The organism is Xenorhabdus sp. KK7.4 (assembly GCF_963876465.1).
Taxonomy (GTDB): Bacteria; Pseudomonadota; Gammaproteobacteria; order Enterobacterales; family Enterobacteriaceae; genus Xenorhabdus; species Xenorhabdus stockiae.
Map to the genome: position 1 here is coordinate 42,196 of NZ_CAWNQF010000074.1, position 17,905 is coordinate 60,100.

The window sequence follows — 17,905 nt, forward strand, 5'->3', positions numbered from 1 at the left end:
TCTGTTTTATCGGGTTAAATGATAAAACAGAGGCGATTTCTTTATTAGTTAATTGAATCAGGAGAAACCATTTCCCATTTGCCAAACAACATCAATCCCACAGACTTTGCCAATGCCGAAGATGCAAAATTATCAATCTGGCATCGGTATTGAGGCTCATATCCCTGAACATAAGCATGTTTACTGATTGCACGCACAATTTGTCTGGCATGTCCCTTTCCTCTGAAAGGTTTTAAAGTCAGAACCCCCATATTAGCAATAAGCGCATCGTCCCACGGGTACATACTGGCAGCACACATCAGTCCGTCTTGAGCAAAAGAGCCGAACACAGCCCAATGATCCAGCTCAACATAAGCATTATCCAAATCCTCCTCAGAAACAGCAGACTGAAACGCAGAGAAAACATCTTCATCTTCTTTTTCCATTAGCTGACGTAGCATGCTGTCAATATTTTCCTGCAATAATTTTTTCTTTTCTTCTTCTGAAAAATAAAAAATATAATCTGCACCATGGAGAGTAATAGCTGCTTCATGTAATTTCTGGCGAAAAGTCGATTCAGACATTTCGTCCTGATGATAAAGCCCTGCTTTTTCAGCCAGTGCAGGAGTCATCACTGATATAATTTGACCATCAATAGTTTCCAGCACCATCACACGATCCTCCTCTGCCAGTCTTGCATTAATAGCGATAGTAAGAACATCATCACTATAAATAATTTCTCCATTTAATAATGAAGACTGCCAATAGTCAGTGATCGTTTTTGAAAATAAGGACATAACCTTTACTCACTAAGTTAGATTCAGTAAATAAGAAAAGTTAATTAAAAACGCCTGTAGATAAATATCTATCGCCGCGATCACAAATAATTACCGCAATAACGGCTCCCGGATTTTCAGCCGCGATACGTAACGCTCCGGAAACGGCTCCGCCAGAGCTTACCCCACAGAAAATACCCTCTTTCTGTGCCAACAACCGCATCATCGTTTCCGCCTCACTCTGGGTAATATCCAGTATTTGATCCACCAGATCTTTTTGGTAAATTCCGGGCATATATGCTGGTGACCAGCGCCGAATACCGGGAATATGGCTGTTTTCTGCCGGCTGTAAGCCTATGGTTTGTATATTATCCGACTGAAATTTCAGGTAACGGCTCACTCCGGTAATAGTGCCGGTTGTGCCCATACTGGAGACAAAATGGGTAATACGCCCTTGCGTTTGCTGCCAAATTTCCGGCCCTGTTGTCTTGAAGTGTGCCAGCGAATTATCTGTATTATTAAATTGATCAAGCACCTTTCCTTCGCCATTCAGCTCCATTTGCTGTGCTAAATCTCTGGCACCTTCCATACCCAGCTCTTTACTAACTAAAATTAATTCAGCGCCATAAGCCCGCATTGATGCCTGACGTTCAAGGCTCATATTTTCAGGCATCAGTAGCTTAAGCCGATAACCTTTTACTGCTGCAATCATAGCCAATGCAATGCCCGTATTACCACTCGTGGCTTCAATCAGGACATCCCCCGGTGAAATTTCTCCCCGTAGTTCGGCTTGTTGGATCATTGAGAGAGCGGCTCTGTCTTTTACAGAGCCAGCAGGATTATTGCCCTCAAGTTTCACCCAAATTTCTGCATCAATACTTTCAGTAACTCGTTGTAATTTCACCAACGGAGTATTACCGATAAAATTTTCTAAGCTTGCCACTGCGTTACCTGAATCACATATGAGAATAAGCAACAGAATAATCGTATTCAGAAAACTGTCGCAAGCTCTAAATAAAAAACCCCTGTTTTCTTGTAGAAAGCAGGGGAAACCCAGGGGTTATGAGAATAATGAAAAATTAAGCAGATTCAGCGAGTTTTAATACTTTTAATGGTGAATCTCCTTCATACAGGCGGGCACCTTTGCCTCCCATAAAATACTGGCTGCCACGAACTGGAATTGATGAGCTATCCGACCAGATAACCGATAAACTCTCGTCTCCCCAACCAACAGGCTGGACAGACAACAGCGAAAAATGCCCTCGTGGATTAACTTCCGTCACTTTAACAGGCAAAGGGCAGGATGATGTTTGTTGTTTACTGAGGTCCATCTCCCACGGTCGCAAGAATACATCAACACTTCCCTGATGCAATGGTGCCACCTCCAGTGGAAAAGTTTTTCCGCCAACCCACAACTGAGAGCCTTTAATCTCACCATGTAACTGATTCACTTCGCCCATGAATTCCATCACAAAACGGCTTTCCGGCTCTTTCCATACCTGATGTGGCGTGCCAACCTGCTCGATAGCACCTTGATTCATCACTACAATCCGATCAGCAACTTCCATTGCCTCTTCCTGATCATGAGTGACAAACACACTGGTAAATTGCAATTCTTCATGAAGCTGGCGTAACCAACGGCGTAATTCCATTCGAACCTGCGCATCCAGAGCACCAAATGGCTCATCCAGTAAGAGGATCTGAGGTTCAACAGCGAGTGCCCTTGCCAAAGCCACTCGCTGCTTCTGGCCACCAGAAAGCTGTGACGGATAGCGATCTGCAAGGTGGGATAATTGCACCATATCAAGTAACGACATGACCTTGCGACGCAGTGCCTCTCGTTCAGGTCGCTGGCGCCGGGGAAGTACAGTTAAGCCAAAAGCAACGTTATCAAACACGCTCATATGACGAAACAGAGCATAATGCTGAAAAACAAAACCAACTTGCCGATCTTTTGCATGTACCTGACTGACATCCTTACCGTGAAACTTAAGTTGCCCCGCACTCTGCTGTTCAAGTCCGGCAATAATCCTCAGTAAAGTCGTCTTGCCGGAGCCGGATGGGCCAAGCAAAGCAACCATTTCACCAGATTCAATATTCAGTGATATATCATTCAGTATCTGAACACGACCAAAAGATTTACTGATTTTGCTGATTTCAATACTCATATCCTGCTCCCGACCTTCATTTACTGGCGATTCAAATGACTCAAACGCCACTGCAAGGCACTTTTGACAATCAGGGTAATAATCGCCATAACTGCCAATAAAGCCGCCGCCACAAATGCGCCAACAGTGTTATAATCCTGATAAAGCAGTTCAACCTGCAAAGGTAAAGTATATGTTTCCCCTCTGATTGCGCCGGATACCACAGATACCGCACCAAATTCACCAATTGCCCGGGCATTAGTTAAAACAATGCCATACAGCAATGCCCAACGAATATTCGGCAATGTCACACGCCAGAACATTTGCCAGCCAGAAGCCCCTAATAATATTGCCGCTTCATCCTCCTGACTGCCCTGACTCAGCATGACCGGCACCAATTCACGGACAACGAATGGGCATGTAACAAATACCGTGACCAGAACCATACCCGGCCATGAAAACATTAGCTGGATGTCATAGTCTCCCAGCCATTCCCCCACCCAACCGTTAGCACCGTAAAACAGCAGATAAAGCAACCCAGCCACAACAGGTGAAACGGCGAATGGAATATCAATTAATGTCAGCAACAATTGTCTGCCGGGAAATTGGAAGCGGGTTACCAGCCATGCAGTGACTACTCCAAAAACCAGATTAATAGGAACTGTAATAAGCGCGATCAGCACAGTCAGCCAAATAGCATGGAGCATATCGGGGTCAACAAGATTCTGGGTGAGAATATCGATTCCCTGTGAAAAAGCAGTCAGAAAAATCCACGCTATCGGAATGACCAGAAACAGGATGGAAATAACCACTCCCACCCCAATCAGGAACCATTTCCCCCAGTTTATTGAGGGACGCATCATCTGCGTATATTCAGAAAAATCAGCCACTAACGTCCCCCGATCCGCTTACCAAAGCGACTTTGTAATAAGTTAACGCTAAACAGCAATAACAGTGATACCGCAAGAATAACTGAAGCAATCGCGCTGGCAGCGGGATAATCAAACTCCTGCAACCGGACGAAAATCATCAGAGAAGCTACTTCGGTTTGCCACGCAATATTACCCGCAATAAAAATAACTGCGCCGAATTCTCCCAGACTACGAGTGAAAGAGAGCACTGTACCTGCTATCAATGCAGGGGAGACTTCCTGCAAAATAACCCGCCGAAAAGTCTGCCAGCGACTCGCCCCTAATGTCTGAGCAGCTTCTTCATATTCAGGGCCTAGTTCTTCGAGTACCGGCTGAACGGTACGAACAACAAAAGGCAGGCTGGTAAATGCCATCGCAACCGCAATCCCCAGCCAGGTATTGGCGACTTTAATATCAAAATGAGCAAGCCAAGAACCATACCATCCGGTTGTAGAAAACAGAGTTGCCAGAGTCAGCCCAGCGACTGCTGTTGGTAATGCAAAGGGTAAATCCATTAATCCATCAAGCAGATTGCGCCCCGGAAAACGATAGCGGGTAAGTATCCACGCCATTAGCATTCCAAAAAACATATTGAATAAGCTGGCGACAGCCGCCGCCAATAAAGTCACCTGATAAGCTGCGACAACCTGTGGATTCGCAATGACCTGCCAATATTGTTCCCATGTCATGCTGGAAAGTTGTATGACTAATGCGCTTAGCGGCAATAGCAGGATCAGGCAAGTATAAAGCAGGCTACAACCCAGACTCAGCCCAAATCCGGGTAATACTCGTTTACTGGATGCAACAAACATTATTGGCACCCATTTCTCAAAGCTGCTCCCACACATTGCCAGTGTTGAAGTAAATTTTTATCAGAATTACCCAGTAACTCGACCACAAGCTTCATTCAAACCTTACCCATCAAGCTATTCAGCAAGAATTTTTTAATGACTGTTTTTAACAATAATTTATCCATACTGTATCCAGAATATTTATAACAGGATAGTTAACTACCTCCTGTTTTATATACCGAATTTTTATGAGAAATGATGAAACGAGATAAGCTATAAAAAATAAAGGGTTATTAACTGAGGGCTGGGAGAATTAACACCTGACATACTGGAGCTGATTTTGTCGACCGGAATATTGACTTGATTAAAATATTTCCTGTATAACCTCCATCGTTCAAATTATCTCTTTATTGGCAGCGCTCCCTTGCCGCCACAATAATTTGAAATTTATTAGATATATCTTTTAGTTGGCTTTCCAGATAATGCGGGAAATTTTCCATGTTTTCAGCACATCATCAGGAGGGAGCAATTCTTCCGAACCATTCCATGTTCCCGTAAATACGTAACTGATATTTCGGCTTTGGGGAGCAATACAGACAATCTCCTGCTGCATAGTTATTATGTCGTCGGAACGCAGGCAGGCACCATAAGCTTTGTCATACAGCGTAGAGAAAGATGTACCTATTTTTGTTCCCCAAGTGGTCTTAATCCCTTCATCCAGAATGATAATATGAGCCACCTTTCCATGATTCAGACCCGATAATTCAATTCTGACCTGATCTCCCTCTATACCCTGTATTACACTGAAAAATTTGCCATTTTTCATCTCCATACCACTACGCAGGCGATATCTGTTATCCAACCCCTGCTGAATGGCAGATAATTTCATATCTGTTTGTTTATTGATTTCCCCTACCCCCTGTTCAGATACCTCCAGAGTACGGCTAAACCAATTTAAAGGAGACAGGGAAGACCATGAAAGCCCGGATGTTCCTGCACAGGCAGTTAATAACAATGAACTACCTATCAGGCCACTGAACGCCATAATTCTTTTTTTAAATAACAGGCTAAATAAAAAATATCTTTTCATTACAATTCATTACCTTTGTCTATCCTAACATCTTATTATTGATATCATTCAAAAACAGCAAGTTAAGAGTGAATAACCTCCTTAATACAGAGGTATATAAAAAGACAGATAAAAATACAGTTTTATAAGTCCATTGAGCAATTATTTACAAATAGATAGATATCATATCGGATTATGGAATAAATATAAACCAATGGTGAAAGTGCGTGGTGGCGGCAATGATCCCAACATTTATTGATTTTCTGGATATCCCTACTGTAACAAACAGTTTTGTAACAACAAGGGATATGACAAAAACAGCAATACCTCAAATGCTATATCTAACAAATGATATAAAAAAAGACATTATAATTCAGGAAAGTGAAAAGACACCCGGGAATATAAAGGAGAATAAAGTCTGCAACCTTCCTTTAATCAACTGGCGTATCTTAATAAACAAACCTGAATTACCAATTAAATATCATTATTATTTCCTTAAAGATAACAATGGAAAAATTCAGATTTTGATTACGCCAGAAATTGAACGTAAAAACTATTTAATATCAAAAAATCTCCTTGCAGAAAGTAAATATAAATTCAAGCTTCATCATGTGATAAAAAAAACAGCGAGAAAATTATTGAGTTTTTTATATAAAGGTACAGCTCATGGCCGAACAACATAATATTTCTCAGCCATTTACCTTAAATATTCAATCAATAATCAGACGCTTATTAAAGACAGTATGTTCCTGTCCCCAATAATCATATTCCATTTTTTCACACATACAAATGGTGGCATCATTTTCTTCTGGGACCATAATCAGAATACTAGGGCAACCTCTCGCTAATAATTTTTTCTCAAGACGGGAAACCAATGCATTAGCAATGCCTCTCCCTCTGTATTCGGGGTGAACACCTAAATAATAAACATGACCACGATGCCCATCGTAGCCACCCATTACAGTCCCAACAACTTCTCCCGCCACTTCAGCAACCAGAAATAAATCAGCATCATGAGTTAATTTACGCTCAATATCGAGTTCCGGATCATCACCGGGATTAATCAGATCACAACGCTCCCAAAGTGTGATAGCGGCTTCAAAATCTTCTTGCCGAAATACCCTAATTTCCATAGTTAGCCAGCCTGTTTAATAAGCAATCAGTTTAATGTCAATAATCACTACTTTCATTTCGGAATCAATATGAAAATGCGTTCATTGATACTAACAGGTATACTGCCTATAGCCATAAACTAACCAGAATGAAAGCAGAAATGAATATAGCTAATATATATTAGTTTAATGTTTCGATGTTTGTCTATGATTATTGTTTTTATTTTAAAATCAAATGATTAATTATTTACCTACCTGTATATTGTTCCAGTGCTTATTGACGTTTTACCTCTCTTGCAGCACACTATGTATAAACAATTATATAAATATATTTAATGATCATGGCTGCCGAATTAAACAAGCTCAGTGATAAAAAACTTAAAACCCTACACGGAAAAGAAAGAAATAAGATTGAATTTTTTGCCGATGGCGCTGGATTGAGTGCAAAAGCCTCTAAAGTTGGTGGTATTAGTTGGGTCTTTACCTACCGACTTGATGGTAAAAAGTTAAACCGTCTCACCATTGGGCGCTACCCTGATATGCCCCTCAAGCAAGCCCGTGAAACACGGGATAAATGCCGTAACTGGTTGGCATCCGGTAAAGATCCAAAGCTACAATTTAATTTAACGATGCAGGAATCATTAAAACCAGTCACCGTAAAAGACGCCATTGAGTATTGGATCGAACACTATGGCAAAGACAATCGAGCCAATATTGATGCCCTCATTCGCCAATTAGAAAAGCATATTTATCTCTATATTGGTGAAATGGCATTATCTGACTGTGAAATAACATATTGGCTACAATGCTTTGATAAAATGAAAAAGGAAGCGCCGGTGGCTGCTGGTGGGATGCTTCAATTATGCAAACAAGCTCTAAAATTTTGCCGTGTAAGAAGATATGCAATTAGCCATGTATTGGATGATTTGACTATTTCTGATGTCGGAAAAAAACAAACTAAAGGCCAGCGTTATTTAGAAGATAATGAACTTGGTCAATTATGGGAATCCATAAGATCAGGAAGTTACCTGCCCTATTATAATAATTTATTGAAAATTTTGATTGTATTTGGTTGCAGGACGAGAGAGATCAGATTATCTAAATGTTCAGAATGGAATTTTAATTCTATGTTATGGACTGTCCCAAAAGAAAATAGCAAGACAGGTGAAAGAATTATTCGCCCGATACCTGAGCGCATGAAATCATTCTTAGAAAACCTTGTTTATCAAAATAATAAAAATGATTACCTATTAGGAGAACTTAAAAGCACCGAAACAGTATCTGAGTATGGAACGAAGATATGGAGAAGATTAGGCCATGTAGATAAATGGTCTTTGCATGATTTAAGGCGCACTTTTTCCACAAAATTAAATGATATGAAAGTAGCCCCACATATTGTTGATCAACTTTTAGGCCATATTTTGCCGGGCGTCATGGCGATATATAACAAGAGCCAATACCTACCAGAGAAACGAGTTGCTTTAAACCAATGGTGCGAGAGGCTAGATCTATTGGCGGCTAATCATGATAACGTGGTTATATTAAAAGCAGCTCAATAATGGGAACTAATGAGTTTGATGATGAACATGATCATTGTGATATATACGTAACAAATGTGGCTTTCTTTCGTAATAATTTCTGTTAAGTAAAATACCCTCACAAAAACAATTAAACAGTGAGGGTAACATAATCATGCAATACAGCACTCCTACACCAGAAGAACGTCGCTCTATCCTTTCCGAATATGGTGAACCTTATGATCGGCTTATACGTGAAAAAGAACGCCAGCACATCACCTCTATTTCCAGAACGTCAGCATGGAAATTGGAAAATGAAGGCCGCTTCCCTGCCCGTAAACCACTAGGCCGTAACTCCTGTGCTTGGTTGCTTAGCGATCTGCTGCATTGGGTGCATAATCCGCCCACAGTAGAAAACGTGAATAATCCATATAGCCGCAAATCTACCAATTAAATAATAACGTCATAAAAAATTAACTGCCTTAATTGGCAGCGGTCAAATTCACCCTAAAAGCAGCTTAATTTCGGGAATAATTGGTGTGATGGTAGATATTAGTTATAGAAATTCTTTGATACTTAATAACCATCAATTTGAGAGACAACCCTCTTTAAGAGGGTTAATTGATGATTATTACTCAGATGATACTTTGGTTTTACGTTGGCGGCGTTTGATTTCACCCGACATAGCCGAAATTATGAACTGCGCAGTGCTTTCGCCTTCTTCTTTAAATTTTTCCATTGAATCAACAAGCTCATGCGGTACACGAGCTTCTAATTTTTTTGACTTTGCGTTTACTGCTTTCGTTGCCATATCTGCATCCATTAGTAGTTGGTGGCTGACAGTATACGCAAAAAATTTTTATAAAAAAGAATTGACGTGGCTGACACTTAAAAATACGATGGTGGCTGACACCATGCTTTATTCAGGTGATACAAACAGCAACGCCCCGAAGTGCGCTAACACTGTCGAGGCGTCTGACCACAACATTATCGGAGCTAATGCTATGGCTGATACACAGTCTAACCAAACTCGCCTTAAATTTACATTCCTTATTACATCCGACACTCAGCGGCTGGCTGATATGTCCTCCTTGATCTTCGCATTACGTCAGGGGGCATACTATGAGTAATAAACCTATCTCACTAAAACAGGCGCTATATCGTGCAGGTCTGGGTATTTCACTTTTCACGTTCATTACCCAAAAAGCCAAAGGTGAATGCGAAATCAATTTAAATAATCTGATTGCATTGGCGCACGGCATTCATCAGGAAGTTCACCACACCCTGTTGAAGTATGCTCCGCAGCCACCGATGAATAAATTATTAAATTGCATTGTATACAGGAAATCCGATCCATTAGGCCAGGCTTCATTTCGTGCGGGACTATGTACGTCTTTATATGAGGTCATTCTTGAACAGGCAAGCCAACACTGTTCGGAAGAGTTACACGATTTGCTATCGCTAGCCTGTGATATTAATCAGGAAGTTTACTATTCGCTCTATGCAGCGGTTAATGGCGAGGACGAGTGATCATGAGTCAGGGAAATAATAATCAGAAAAGCCGCCCGTTAGATGTTATTAGAACAGTTAAAAAATCAGCCATCAATCACTGGCAAAGCCTGTTGCCTGCTTGTGGTGTTGATGTTCCGGCAAAAGGCAAACACGGTGCTTGCCCAATCTGTGGCGGCACTGATCGTTTCCACTTTATCGATGATAACCATCATGGTGACTGGCATTGTCGCCAGTGTGATGAGCCGAATCATGGTGATGGGCTGGATTTAGTGGCAAGAACCAAAGGGATCACGGTCTTTGCCGCCGCTAAGTTGGTAGCTGATGCGCTGGCACTTCCCTTGCCTGAACCCAAACCCGCTAAAGAGCAGCCCCGAACAGCGAAGCCGATTGCTGAACGCATTGCGGCACTGGTTGCCACTACTACTACGGGCGAATCTCAATATCTGGTGAAAAAGGGACTGCAATGCCCCAATCAGCGGTTATTGAAAGATGGCTCTTTATTGCTGGTGATTCAGACTCTGGACGACAAAATCACGGGGGCGCAGACTATCAAGCCGAACGGTGAAAAGCGCCTTGTTTCAGGGACTCAGAAGAAAGGCAGTTTTATTCCTGCCTCAGAGATTACCGGAACACCAGACACTTTCATCATCACCGAAGGTTACGCCACGGCGTTAACCGTCAGCCAGCTATATGAGGGCGTTGTGCTGGCGGCGATTGATGAAAGCAATTTACTGAGTGTTGCCGAGCAGATCAAAGCGCAATGGCCAGACGCAAAAATCATCCTTGCTGCTGATAATGACTGGCACGAACCGGGAGAGCGAGACAAAAACGGCAGGCTAAAAAAGAATGTTGGCAAGATAGCGTCAGAGAATACAGCCAAAGCGATTAAGGGCTGGGTGACGTTACCGCCTACGGCATTAAAAGCTGATTGGGACGATTATCGCCAGCAGCACGGTATTGAGGCAGCAAAGCAGGCATTCAGTGAAGGGTTGTATCAGGTGGGGGAAAAGAAAGTGGAAACAGCTAACGTTATTTCAATTAATCCGGAAAAGCAGAAGAAAAAACGCACGGGTAACAACCTTGCACAACTGGCGGATAATGAAAAGGCTTTATTGCTAACAGAACGGTATGAAGGGATTGCTATTCACTCAGAAAGCGAGGGGTTCTATACATATCAATCGGGAGTCTGGAAGAAAACATCATTTCTGGATTTAAGCCGGGAAATGGGAAAAGTGTATACCTCGCATGGCACTAACTTTAGTAAACGTGCGCTTAATAACGTGGTTGAAGCATTAAAGATTGTTGCACCTGTTATGGGTGAGCCATGCCAGAGCATGATCCCCTTTGCGAATGGTGTCTTTGATATTGAAACAAAAGGCTTTTCACCTCACAGACCTGAAAATTGGCTATTAAATCACAATGGTATTGAGTATACCCCAGCAAAACCGGATGAGAATTTGCGGGATGGTGCACCTAATTTCCATAAATGGATAAGCCACGCTGCTGACCGAGATCCGTACAAGATGAAGCGGATATTTGCTGCATTATATATGGTGCTGGCGAACCGTTATGACTGGCAGCTATTTTTAGAAATTACGGGTGAAGGAGGCAGCGGTAAAAGCGTCTTTACTCAGATAGCAACGTTATTAGCAGGCCAGCACAATACAGCCAGTGGCAATATGGCAGCGTTGGACACTGCACGAGGACGGGCACAGTTTGTAGGTAAAAGCATGATCACCTTGCCTGACCAACCTAAATACACCGGGGAAGGCACGGGGATAAAAGCGATTACGGGTGGTGATGCAGTCGAAATTGATCCAAAACATGAACAGCAGTATTCAGAGATTATTCGCGCAGTGGTTATTGCTACTAACAATACCCCGATGATATTTACTGAACGTGCTGGCGGCGTGGCGCGTCGGCGTGTCATTTACCAGTTTAACAATAAAGTGAAAGAAGAAGATAAAGACCCACATTTGTCAGAAAAGATAACCCATGAAATTCCGGTTATTGTCAGGCGATTGCTGGCAACATTTGACGATCCCGAACAGGCCAAAGTGCTATTACTTCAGCAGCGTGATAGTGATGAAGCTCTGGAGGTTAAACGGGCATCTAACCCTGTTTTAGATTTGTGCGCAACACTGGCTTTTATGAGTGAACCGAGAGGGTTAGAAATGGGTGGTGGACGTAAAACCGAAGAAGAACGCCAGCCAAAAAGATACCTTTATCACCTTTACCTTTCATTCATGGAATATCAGGGGCTGGGACGTCCACTGAGTGTAACTGAGTTTGGTAAAGCGGTTAAAGAAGCCGCAAAGGAGTACAAGGCTGAATATCTGACTCGAACTATAAAAGGCAGACGGCAAACTAATGTACAACTCACCGATAAAGCTGACGAGTTTATCTAAAAATAGCGTTTGGTTATCTACCTTGTCTACCTAATTGAAATTTACTTAAATTAATCATATGGTTAATTGGGTAGATAACTATTTAAAGATTATCTACCTATTATCTACCTTATCTACCCAAAGGAAAGAAAAAAGTAGGTAGATGAAATCAAGACAGGTAGACAACGGGTAGACAGTAAAAAATCAGTCACCTACCCACTCAAGGCCTTGTGCTACATGGGATAGCGTGAATTGGTAGATAAGGTAGATAACCTCGAGACATTTTTTTATAAACGTTAAAACACCAATGAAAAATTAATGTTCCTATACACAAACATGCAAGACCTGCATTTAGGCACAGGGCACTCGAATACTATTGAAAATCGGATAAAACCTGCACCATGCAGGAGATAAGGGATATCAGGGAGTTAAAAGTGATAATTTCCCCCATATAACGTAATTTATTGATTTTATTATTCCCAACGTGAAACCACAATTAATTGGTTAAAAAGCAACCTTTGTTAATTTTGATACGCACTTTATTAGATGAAAATATACCCAATTATGAAAATTTGATATATGCACAAAGCGAACATCTTTTTATAACACCCCTATCATTTATTGTTATTTAACAATTAGCGCGTTCTATTACGATGCTTTCAGTATTCATTTTTTAGTATGGGTTATTTAATTAAACACATTATTAACTAATGATAAGAGGGTAATTTCATGAGCCTAATAGATGGTATTTATATCAGTGAAGATCATAAACATACTCTGACAATAATTGACAGCACAACTAGTCCTGCTGGAGCATTTGGTGGTTCTTTTATCAGTAATAGCCTCTCAACAGGAAGAGTGAACTATACTCAGATAATTGGACAATTTAAGTATCCTTCGGATAATCCAGCCAAGATATGGCCAAGTCAAATAAGTTTTTACTCTTATTTCATCTCTAGCCCCAGAACTTACGTTATAGCAGACCATTGGAATGGCATCAGGATGGCTGATGGAAATATCATTATGAGTGGCTTGCGAACATACACAACAGATGCAGGCTTATATGATATGCATTATTTCGAAAAAATTTTCCTCACACTCGCACCAACAGAAACATAATGTAGTAAATATCAATCTACCGAATTAAATCAGATCACACTCTCCATTATTGATAAAGCAATTTATTTATGTTCATCGGCGAAGAAATCTCCTATCGCCTTCATGTTATTTAGCAATGTGTATTGTTGATTAGATGAGGGAATTAATATGCAAGATAAAAAGCCTGAAGTATTAACACAACAATTTTGTGAGGACTTTGGCTATACCATGTTACCTGTTGGCGTTCCTATTCCGTGGCCGTCAGAAACGCCACCAGATGGTTGGCTCAAATGTAACGGTGAAACATTTGATACAGTAAAATACCCGAAACTTGCTCTTGCCTATCCGTCGGGCAGATTACCTGATTTAAGAGGTGAATTTATTCGTGGTTGGGACGATGAACGCGGAGTGGATACGCCTCGACAGGTTTTGTCATGGCAACAAGGTTCCTATCTAGTACAAGAAATTAACGATAGAGTTGATAACGTTGTTAACTTTTCACTTGATGACCGTAAAGATTTAAATTGGGACATACCAAATGAAGAAATTCATTTGCGTGGCAGGTCGGTAGGAGCAAACGGAACTTGGCCCGTAGACAAAAGATATGTAGGCGTAACTCGCCCTCGCAACGTTGCATTCAATTACATAGTCAGAGCAGCTTAATTCTGAGCTAATATAATCGCTTCTGATTTTGTTAGTTAATTTTCAGTACCTAGACATGGACGTCTAATCAATCCCTTTCGTGAATACCACATACCCGCCCCGCCCACAAAACACATCAAAAATACAAAGATTTGTAAATATTCAGTCCTCATGTTTCCTCCTGCTTAGGCTTCCTAGTGAGAGGTCTTTTTATTCTATTTTTCATGTATATATTAATAAATGGCACTCAGGCGTGAGCCGCCATAAAGCCGTTTAGTCAAGTTGCAAGAAGCAATCTGTGAAACCACAGAAAAAGATTATTCGGCCTGTTCCTCTTAATGTTGGTTTCACGTCTTAACATCATTATTACGGAAACCATTTCATGAAAAAACTAATCGAATTACGCCAGCAAAAAACCGATTTAACCCAGCAAATGCGCTCGCTGCTCACCAAAGCCGAAAACGAAAAACGCTCACTCAATGCTGATGAAGCCAAACAGTTCGACGAGCTGCGCAGACAGTCTGATTCTTTGAATACCGAAATTGCCCGTTATGAGTCACTGGCTGATGAAGAACGCAGTCAGGCAAAGAATCAACCGACCAGTAAAAAGCTCAGTAATGATGAATTACGTCACTATGTTTTGACTGGTGAAACCCGCGCCTTATCCACGGGCGTTCCGTCTGATGGTGGCTATACTGTTATCCCGGAACTGAACAGGCAGATCATGCAGCAATTGGCTGATGAGTCTGTCATGCGCCGGATTTGTACGATTAAGACCACACGCAGCAACGAATACAAACAGCTTGTTTCGGTCGGTGGCGCAGCCGTAGCCCACGGGGAAGAAGGTAAGGCGCGTAATGAGACGGCTACACCGAAGATGGAAGAAGTCAGTATCAAGCTGTTTCCTATCTATGCCTACCCCAAAACCACACAGGAAATTATCGACTTTAGTGATATCGATATTTTAGGCTGGCTGACTGCTGAAATCGCAGATACGTTCGTGGATACCGAAGAAACCGATCTGGTGAATGGTAACGGCAGTAAGAAAGCAAAAGGCTTTTTGTCTTATCCCCGCGATACTCAAGCCGATAAGGTTCGCGAATTCGGTACGCTGCAAAAATTGGAAGCAACCAGTCTTGAAGCCGATAGCCTGATTGACCTGAAATTCTTACTCAAAAACAAATACCGCAAAAACGCCGTATGGGTGATGAATTCCACAACTGCCGCCAACGTGCAAAAGCTGAAAAATGGCAATGGCGATTATATCTGGCGGGAGCGTTTACAGGCAGGTGATCCTGATATGTTGCTGGGCTTACCTGTCCATTATCTCGAATTTATGCCGGATAACATCATTAGTCTGGGCGACTTCAAACGCGGTTACTTCATCGTTGACCATCAAACGGGCATCCGCACTCGTCCTGATAATATCACCGAGCCGGGATTTTATAAGGTACATACCGATAAATATCTGGGCGGTGGGCTGGTGGATTCCAACGCAATCAAGGTGCTCGAAATCAAAGGCACTAAAGCGAGTTAATGAATAAGGGGCAGAGCCCCCTTTCAGTTTTGGAGTCTATTGATGAAGAATGATTTTGAAATTCGCACCGCCTCACTTTCTGCCAGTGATAAAAAACTGACAGGTTATGTGATTAAGTGGAACAGCCGTTCACAAGTGTTATGGGATGAGTTTGTCGAACAGTTTTCCCCGAATGCCTTTAGCGCCAGTCTAGTGGCAAGTGCTGATGTCAGGGCACTTTATGAACATGATCATATGAACCTGTTAGGCCGCACTACGTCCGGTACATTGCAACTTAGCGAAGATACCACCGGATTACGTTTTGAGTTAACCCCACCTGATACCCAATTAGGGCGTGATGTGCTGGCACTGGTTGAACGGGGTGATATTTCCGGTATGTCCTTTGGTTTTCGTGCCGTTAAAGATCAGTGGAATACCAGCCAAACACCGTATATCAGAACTGTTTTAGAAGCGGAACTACGGGAAATCACGATCACCAGTTTACCTGCTTACCCTGAGAGCGGTGTGGAAATCGCTAAACGTTCGCTGAATGCAGTGAAGCCTTGCAATGCGGATTTGCGTCATTACTGGCTGCAATTGTCTGAGGTGTGAGCATGTGGCCTTTTAAGCGTAAAGCCGCTGAGACTCGTAGTATCAGTATTGATGAATTTCTTTCTCTGGCAGGCATGGTTAATACCAAATCAGGCGAGCATGTTTCATCCTCGACCGCCGAAGGTCTGCCTGCCGTGATGAATGCCGTCACGGTGATTAGTGAAGCCATTGCCACCATGCCCTGTTATCTCTATCGGGTTCAGCACCAGCACGGCACAGAGTCCCGTGAGTGGTTAAGTGATCATCCGGTTGATTATTTGCTCAATGAATGCCCGAATGACTGCCAGACCCCATTTCAGTTTAAGCGAACGCTGATGCGCCATTGCCTGTTAAATGGCAATGCGTATGCAGTCATAGTCTGGGGAAAAGACGGACAGCCACAATCGTTGCACCCTTACCCACCGTCATCGGTTGTACCGCAACGATTATCCGATCACCGATTTGCCTACACCATCACCGAACCTTATAGCGGCAAGGTAAACACCTACCTACAAGAAGAAGTATTGCATTTGCGTTATGCCACCGAAGATGGCTTTTTAGGGCGTTCGCCTGTCACCATCTGCCGTGAAACACTGGGTTTAGGGCTGGCACAACAGCGCCACGGTGCAAGCATTATGAAAGAGGGCATGATGGCAGCGGGCGTGATTAAAGCCGCAGATTGGCTGGATGGCATCAAGGGTAATAAGGCACTGGAAGCCCTTGAACGCTATAAAGGCGCTCGCAATGCAGGCAAAACACCGATACTTGAAGGCGGGATGGAGTACCAGCAATTAGGCATGAGCAATCAGGATGCGGAGTGGCTGTCCTCCCGCCGTTTCACCATTGATGATATCGCCCGAATGTTCAACGTCAGCCCTATCTTTCTGCAAGAGTATTCGAACAGCACCTACAGCAATTTTAGTGAAGCATCCCGTGCTTTTCTGACTATTACCATGCGTCCGTGGCTTGCCAATTTCGAACAGCAAATCAAATCGACCTTGCTGATGAACTCACCAAAACGAGGCATTCGTTATCAGGTGGAGTTTGATACCGCCGACCTGCTTCGCGCCAATCCGAAAGAACGTTTCCAGAGTTATGAAACAGCGATTAAATCCGGCGTGATGTGTCCGAATGAAGCCCGTGAACGAGAAGGCTTATCGCCCCGTGCCGGTGGCGATGAATTCAGTCAGGCATGGAAGCAAACCGTGGAAATCAAACAACAACAGGAGGCCAAATAATGAGAGCAGGCAGATTACGGCATCGGGTGACAATCCGAAAAAATGAAGCCAGTCGGGGTAAATTTGGTGAAGTTCTCAACAACTGGGTAGATTTAGCCACGGTCTGGGCAGAAGTGAAAGCGATTAGCGGGCGGGAGCTGGTGGCATCCGGTGCCGTGTTCTCAGAAGCCACCGTGCGTATCTGGCTACGTTATCGTGCGGATGTGACCACAGCAAACAGTATTACCTTTCACGGAGCAAACACGACGGGCACCGCTTTTAGCATTATGGCGGTCATTCCCGATGCGAAATACACCCGCTTAGAGCTACTTTGCAAGGGAGGTATATTCCGATGAGCCGGATTGAAATTTCCCTGAGTGAAATCAAGCAACATTGTCGGTTGGAGGAAGATTACATCCTTGATGATAGCTTATTAACGGGTTATGCCGATGCTGCGCTGGAAGTCTGTCAGCAACATATCGGTAAGCGGTTTGGTGATGATCTGGCTTTTACCCCGGCGATTAAAGTCGGTTGCCTGCTGTATATCGGCTTGCTGTATGAGAATCGGGAAATGGCAACCGATGGTGAGCTAAAAGAAGTGCCTTTTACCATCAAATCATTGTGGTCTGTCTATCGTGAT

General features: G+C 42.7%; 21 protein-coding genes. 13 read left to right on the forward strand and 8 right to left on the reverse strand.

Annotation, left to right across the window (positions count from 1 at the left end; all coding sequences use genetic code 11):
- Nucleotides 1–44: 44 nt before the first annotated feature.
- The 6 genes from AACS90_RS12005 to AACS90_RS12030 form a co-directional block, all read right to left on the reverse strand.
- Nucleotides 45–776, reverse strand: a complete 732-nt coding sequence (locus tag AACS90_RS12005) for a GNAT family N-acetyltransferase (protein ID WP_099122882.1) — start codon at nucleotides 774–776, stop codon at nucleotides 45–47.
- A 40-nt stretch (nucleotides 777–816) separates the two neighbouring features.
- Entirely contained in the window at nucleotides 817–1,698 is an 882-nt protein-coding gene (cysM, locus tag AACS90_RS12010) for a cysteine synthase CysM (RefSeq protein ID WP_099122883.1), read from the reverse strand.
- Between the two features lie 136 nt (nucleotides 1,699–1,834).
- Nucleotides 1,835–2,923 (reverse strand): sulfate/thiosulfate ABC transporter ATP-binding protein CysA, encoded by a 1,089-nt coding sequence (cysA, locus tag AACS90_RS12015; RefSeq protein ID WP_099122884.1) that lies wholly within the window; start codon nucleotides 2,921–2,923, stop codon nucleotides 1,835–1,837.
- Nucleotides 2,924–2,943: 20 nt separating this feature from the next.
- On the reverse strand, nucleotides 2,944–3,792 hold the full coding sequence (gene cysW / locus AACS90_RS12020) for a sulfate/thiosulfate ABC transporter permease CysW (RefSeq protein ID WP_099122885.1): 849 nt from the start codon (nucleotides 3,790–3,792) through the stop codon (nucleotides 2,944–2,946).
- Entirely contained in the window at nucleotides 3,792–4,625 is an 834-nt protein-coding gene (gene cysT, locus AACS90_RS12025; RefSeq protein ID WP_099122886.1) for a sulfate/thiosulfate ABC transporter permease CysT, read from the reverse strand. The genes cysW and cysT overlap by 1 nt, the downstream gene beginning before the upstream one ends.
- A 442-nt stretch (nucleotides 4,626–5,067) precedes the next feature.
- On the reverse strand, nucleotides 5,068–5,694 hold the full coding sequence (locus tag AACS90_RS12030) for an RpoE-regulated lipoprotein (protein ID WP_099122887.1): 627 nt from the start codon (nucleotides 5,692–5,694) through the stop codon (nucleotides 5,068–5,070).
- 209 nt (nucleotides 5,695–5,903) lie between these two features.
- Here AACS90_RS12030 and AACS90_RS12035 point away from each other — a divergent pair, with 209 nt between their 5' ends.
- Entirely contained in the window at nucleotides 5,904–6,356 is a 453-nt protein-coding gene (locus AACS90_RS12035) for a hypothetical protein (protein ID WP_153043683.1), read from the forward strand.
- Nucleotides 6,357–6,383: 27 nt separating this feature from the next.
- Here the strand turns inward: AACS90_RS12035 and AACS90_RS12040 are convergent, their stop codons facing one another.
- Nucleotides 6,384–6,806: a GNAT family acetyltransferase gene (locus tag AACS90_RS12040; protein ID WP_099122889.1), complete on the reverse strand. Its 423-nt coding sequence runs from the start codon at nucleotides 6,804–6,806 to the stop codon at nucleotides 6,384–6,386.
- A 320-nt stretch (nucleotides 6,807–7,126) separates the two neighbouring features.
- On the opposite strand from AACS90_RS12040, the gene AACS90_RS12045 reads away from it, so the two are divergent.
- A complete protein-coding gene (locus tag AACS90_RS12045) occupies nucleotides 7,127–8,344 on the forward strand; it encodes a tyrosine-type recombinase/integrase (protein WP_099122900.1) in 1,218 nt (405 codons plus the stop codon).
- 133 nt (nucleotides 8,345–8,477) lie between these two features.
- Complete coding sequence (locus AACS90_RS12050; protein WP_193756948.1) at nucleotides 8,478–8,756, forward strand: helix-turn-helix transcriptional regulator; 279 nt, start codon at nucleotides 8,478–8,480, stop codon at nucleotides 8,754–8,756.
- 177 nt (nucleotides 8,757–8,933) lie between these two features.
- Here AACS90_RS12050 and AACS90_RS12055 read toward each other — a convergent pair whose 3' ends face one another.
- The gene (locus AACS90_RS12055; RefSeq protein WP_099122890.1) at nucleotides 8,934–9,113 is read right to left on the reverse strand and encodes a YlcI/YnfO family protein; all 180 of its coding nucleotides are present in this window, start codon (nucleotides 9,111–9,113) and stop codon (nucleotides 8,934–8,936) included.
- 193 nt (nucleotides 9,114–9,306) lie between these two features.
- Between AACS90_RS12055 and AACS90_RS12060 the strand changes: the two genes are divergently transcribed.
- The 10 genes from AACS90_RS12060 to AACS90_RS12105 all read left to right on the forward strand — a co-directional run.
- On the forward strand, nucleotides 9,307–9,432 hold the full coding sequence (locus tag AACS90_RS12060; protein WP_256376545.1) for a hypothetical protein: 126 nt from the start codon (nucleotides 9,307–9,309) through the stop codon (nucleotides 9,430–9,432).
- Nucleotides 9,425–9,832 carry a hypothetical protein gene (locus AACS90_RS12065; RefSeq protein ID WP_193757253.1) on the forward strand — a complete coding sequence of 136 codons (408 nt, stop codon included), beginning with the start codon at nucleotides 9,425–9,427 and terminating at the stop codon, nucleotides 9,830–9,832. The genes AACS90_RS12060 and AACS90_RS12065 overlap by 8 nt, the downstream gene beginning before the upstream one ends.
- Before the next feature lie 2 nt (nucleotides 9,833–9,834).
- Complete coding sequence (locus AACS90_RS12070) at nucleotides 9,835–12,222, forward strand: DUF5906 domain-containing protein (protein ID WP_099122892.1); 2,388 nt, start codon at nucleotides 9,835–9,837, stop codon at nucleotides 12,220–12,222.
- A 708-nt stretch (nucleotides 12,223–12,930) separates the two neighbouring features.
- A complete protein-coding gene (locus AACS90_RS12075; RefSeq protein WP_099122893.1) occupies nucleotides 12,931–13,320 on the forward strand; it encodes a hypothetical protein in 390 nt (129 codons plus the stop codon).
- A 147-nt stretch (nucleotides 13,321–13,467) separates the two neighbouring features.
- Nucleotides 13,468–13,962 (forward strand): phage tail protein, encoded by a 495-nt coding sequence (locus tag AACS90_RS12080; protein ID WP_099122894.1) that lies wholly within the window; start codon nucleotides 13,468–13,470, stop codon nucleotides 13,960–13,962.
- A gap of 361 nt (nucleotides 13,963–14,323) precedes the next feature.
- The gene (locus AACS90_RS12085) at nucleotides 14,324–15,478 is read left to right on the forward strand and encodes a phage major capsid protein (protein WP_099122895.1); all 1,155 of its coding nucleotides are present in this window, start codon (nucleotides 14,324–14,326) and stop codon (nucleotides 15,476–15,478) included.
- A 42-nt stretch (nucleotides 15,479–15,520) separates the two neighbouring features.
- Nucleotides 15,521–16,069, forward strand: a complete 549-nt coding sequence (locus AACS90_RS12090) for an HK97 family phage prohead protease (protein WP_099122896.1) — start codon at nucleotides 15,521–15,523, stop codon at nucleotides 16,067–16,069.
- A gap of 2 nt (nucleotides 16,070–16,071) precedes the next feature.
- A complete protein-coding gene (locus AACS90_RS12095; RefSeq protein WP_099122897.1) occupies nucleotides 16,072–17,286 on the forward strand; it encodes a phage portal protein in 1,215 nt (404 codons plus the stop codon).
- Nucleotides 17,286–17,621, forward strand: coding sequence for a phage head closure protein (locus AACS90_RS12100; RefSeq protein WP_099115757.1), 336 nt, complete (start codon nucleotides 17,286–17,288; stop codon nucleotides 17,619–17,621). The genes AACS90_RS12095 and AACS90_RS12100 overlap by 1 nt, the downstream gene beginning before the upstream one ends.
- Nucleotides 17,618–17,905: head-tail connector protein (locus tag AACS90_RS12105; protein WP_099122898.1), on the forward strand; the 288-nt coding region annotated here is incomplete at its 3' end. The genes AACS90_RS12100 and AACS90_RS12105, both read left to right, overlap by 4 nt.

Bases quoted from the DNA above. Each gene is read 5' to 3' on its own strand.
- AACS90_RS12050 (WP_193756948.1), top strand. From the start codon at position 8,478: ATGCAATACAGCACTCCTACACCAGAAGAACGTCGCTCTATCCTTTCC.
- AACS90_RS12065 (WP_193757253.1), top strand. From the start codon at position 9,425: ATGAGTAATAAACCTATCTCACTAAAACAGGCGCTATATCGTGCAGGT.
- AACS90_RS12060 (WP_256376545.1), top strand. From the start codon at position 9,307: ATGGCTGATACACAGTCTAACCAAACTCGCCTTAAATTTACATTCCTT.
- AACS90_RS12095 (WP_099122897.1), top strand. From the start codon at position 16,072: ATGTGGCCTTTTAAGCGTAAAGCCGCTGAGACTCGTAGTATCAGTATT.
- AACS90_RS12030 (WP_099122887.1), bottom strand. From the start codon at position 5,694: ATGAAAAGATATTTTTTATTTAGCCTGTTATTTAAAAAAAGAATTATG.
- AACS90_RS12075 (WP_099122893.1), top strand. From the start codon at position 12,931: ATGAGCCTAATAGATGGTATTTATATCAGTGAAGATCATAAACATACT.
- AACS90_RS12055 (WP_099122890.1), bottom strand. From the start codon at position 9,113: ATGGCAACGAAAGCAGTAAACGCAAAGTCAAAAAAATTAGAAGCTCGT.
- cysT (WP_099122886.1), bottom strand. From the start codon at position 4,625: ATGTTTGTTGCATCCAGTAAACGAGTATTACCCGGATTTGGGCTGAGT.
- AACS90_RS12045 (WP_099122900.1), top strand. From the start codon at position 7,127: ATGGCTGCCGAATTAAACAAGCTCAGTGATAAAAAACTTAAAACCCTA.
- AACS90_RS12040 (WP_099122889.1), bottom strand. From the start codon at position 6,806: ATGGAAATTAGGGTATTTCGGCAAGAAGATTTTGAAGCCGCTATCACA.
- AACS90_RS12100 (WP_099115757.1), top strand. From the start codon at position 17,286: ATGAGAGCAGGCAGATTACGGCATCGGGTGACAATCCGAAAAAATGAA.
- AACS90_RS12070 (WP_099122892.1), top strand. From the start codon at position 9,835: ATGAGTCAGGGAAATAATAATCAGAAAAGCCGCCCGTTAGATGTTATT.
- cysA (WP_099122884.1), bottom strand. From the start codon at position 2,923: ATGAGTATTGAAATCAGCAAAATCAGTAAATCTTTTGGTCGTGTTCAG.
- AACS90_RS12080 (WP_099122894.1), top strand. From the start codon at position 13,468: ATGCAAGATAAAAAGCCTGAAGTATTAACACAACAATTTTGTGAGGAC.
- AACS90_RS12005 (WP_099122882.1), bottom strand. From the start codon at position 776: ATGTCCTTATTTTCAAAAACGATCACTGACTATTGGCAGTCTTCATTA.
- AACS90_RS12085 (WP_099122895.1), top strand. From the start codon at position 14,324: ATGAAAAAACTAATCGAATTACGCCAGCAAAAAACCGATTTAACCCAG.
- AACS90_RS12090 (WP_099122896.1), top strand. From the start codon at position 15,521: ATGAAGAATGATTTTGAAATTCGCACCGCCTCACTTTCTGCCAGTGAT.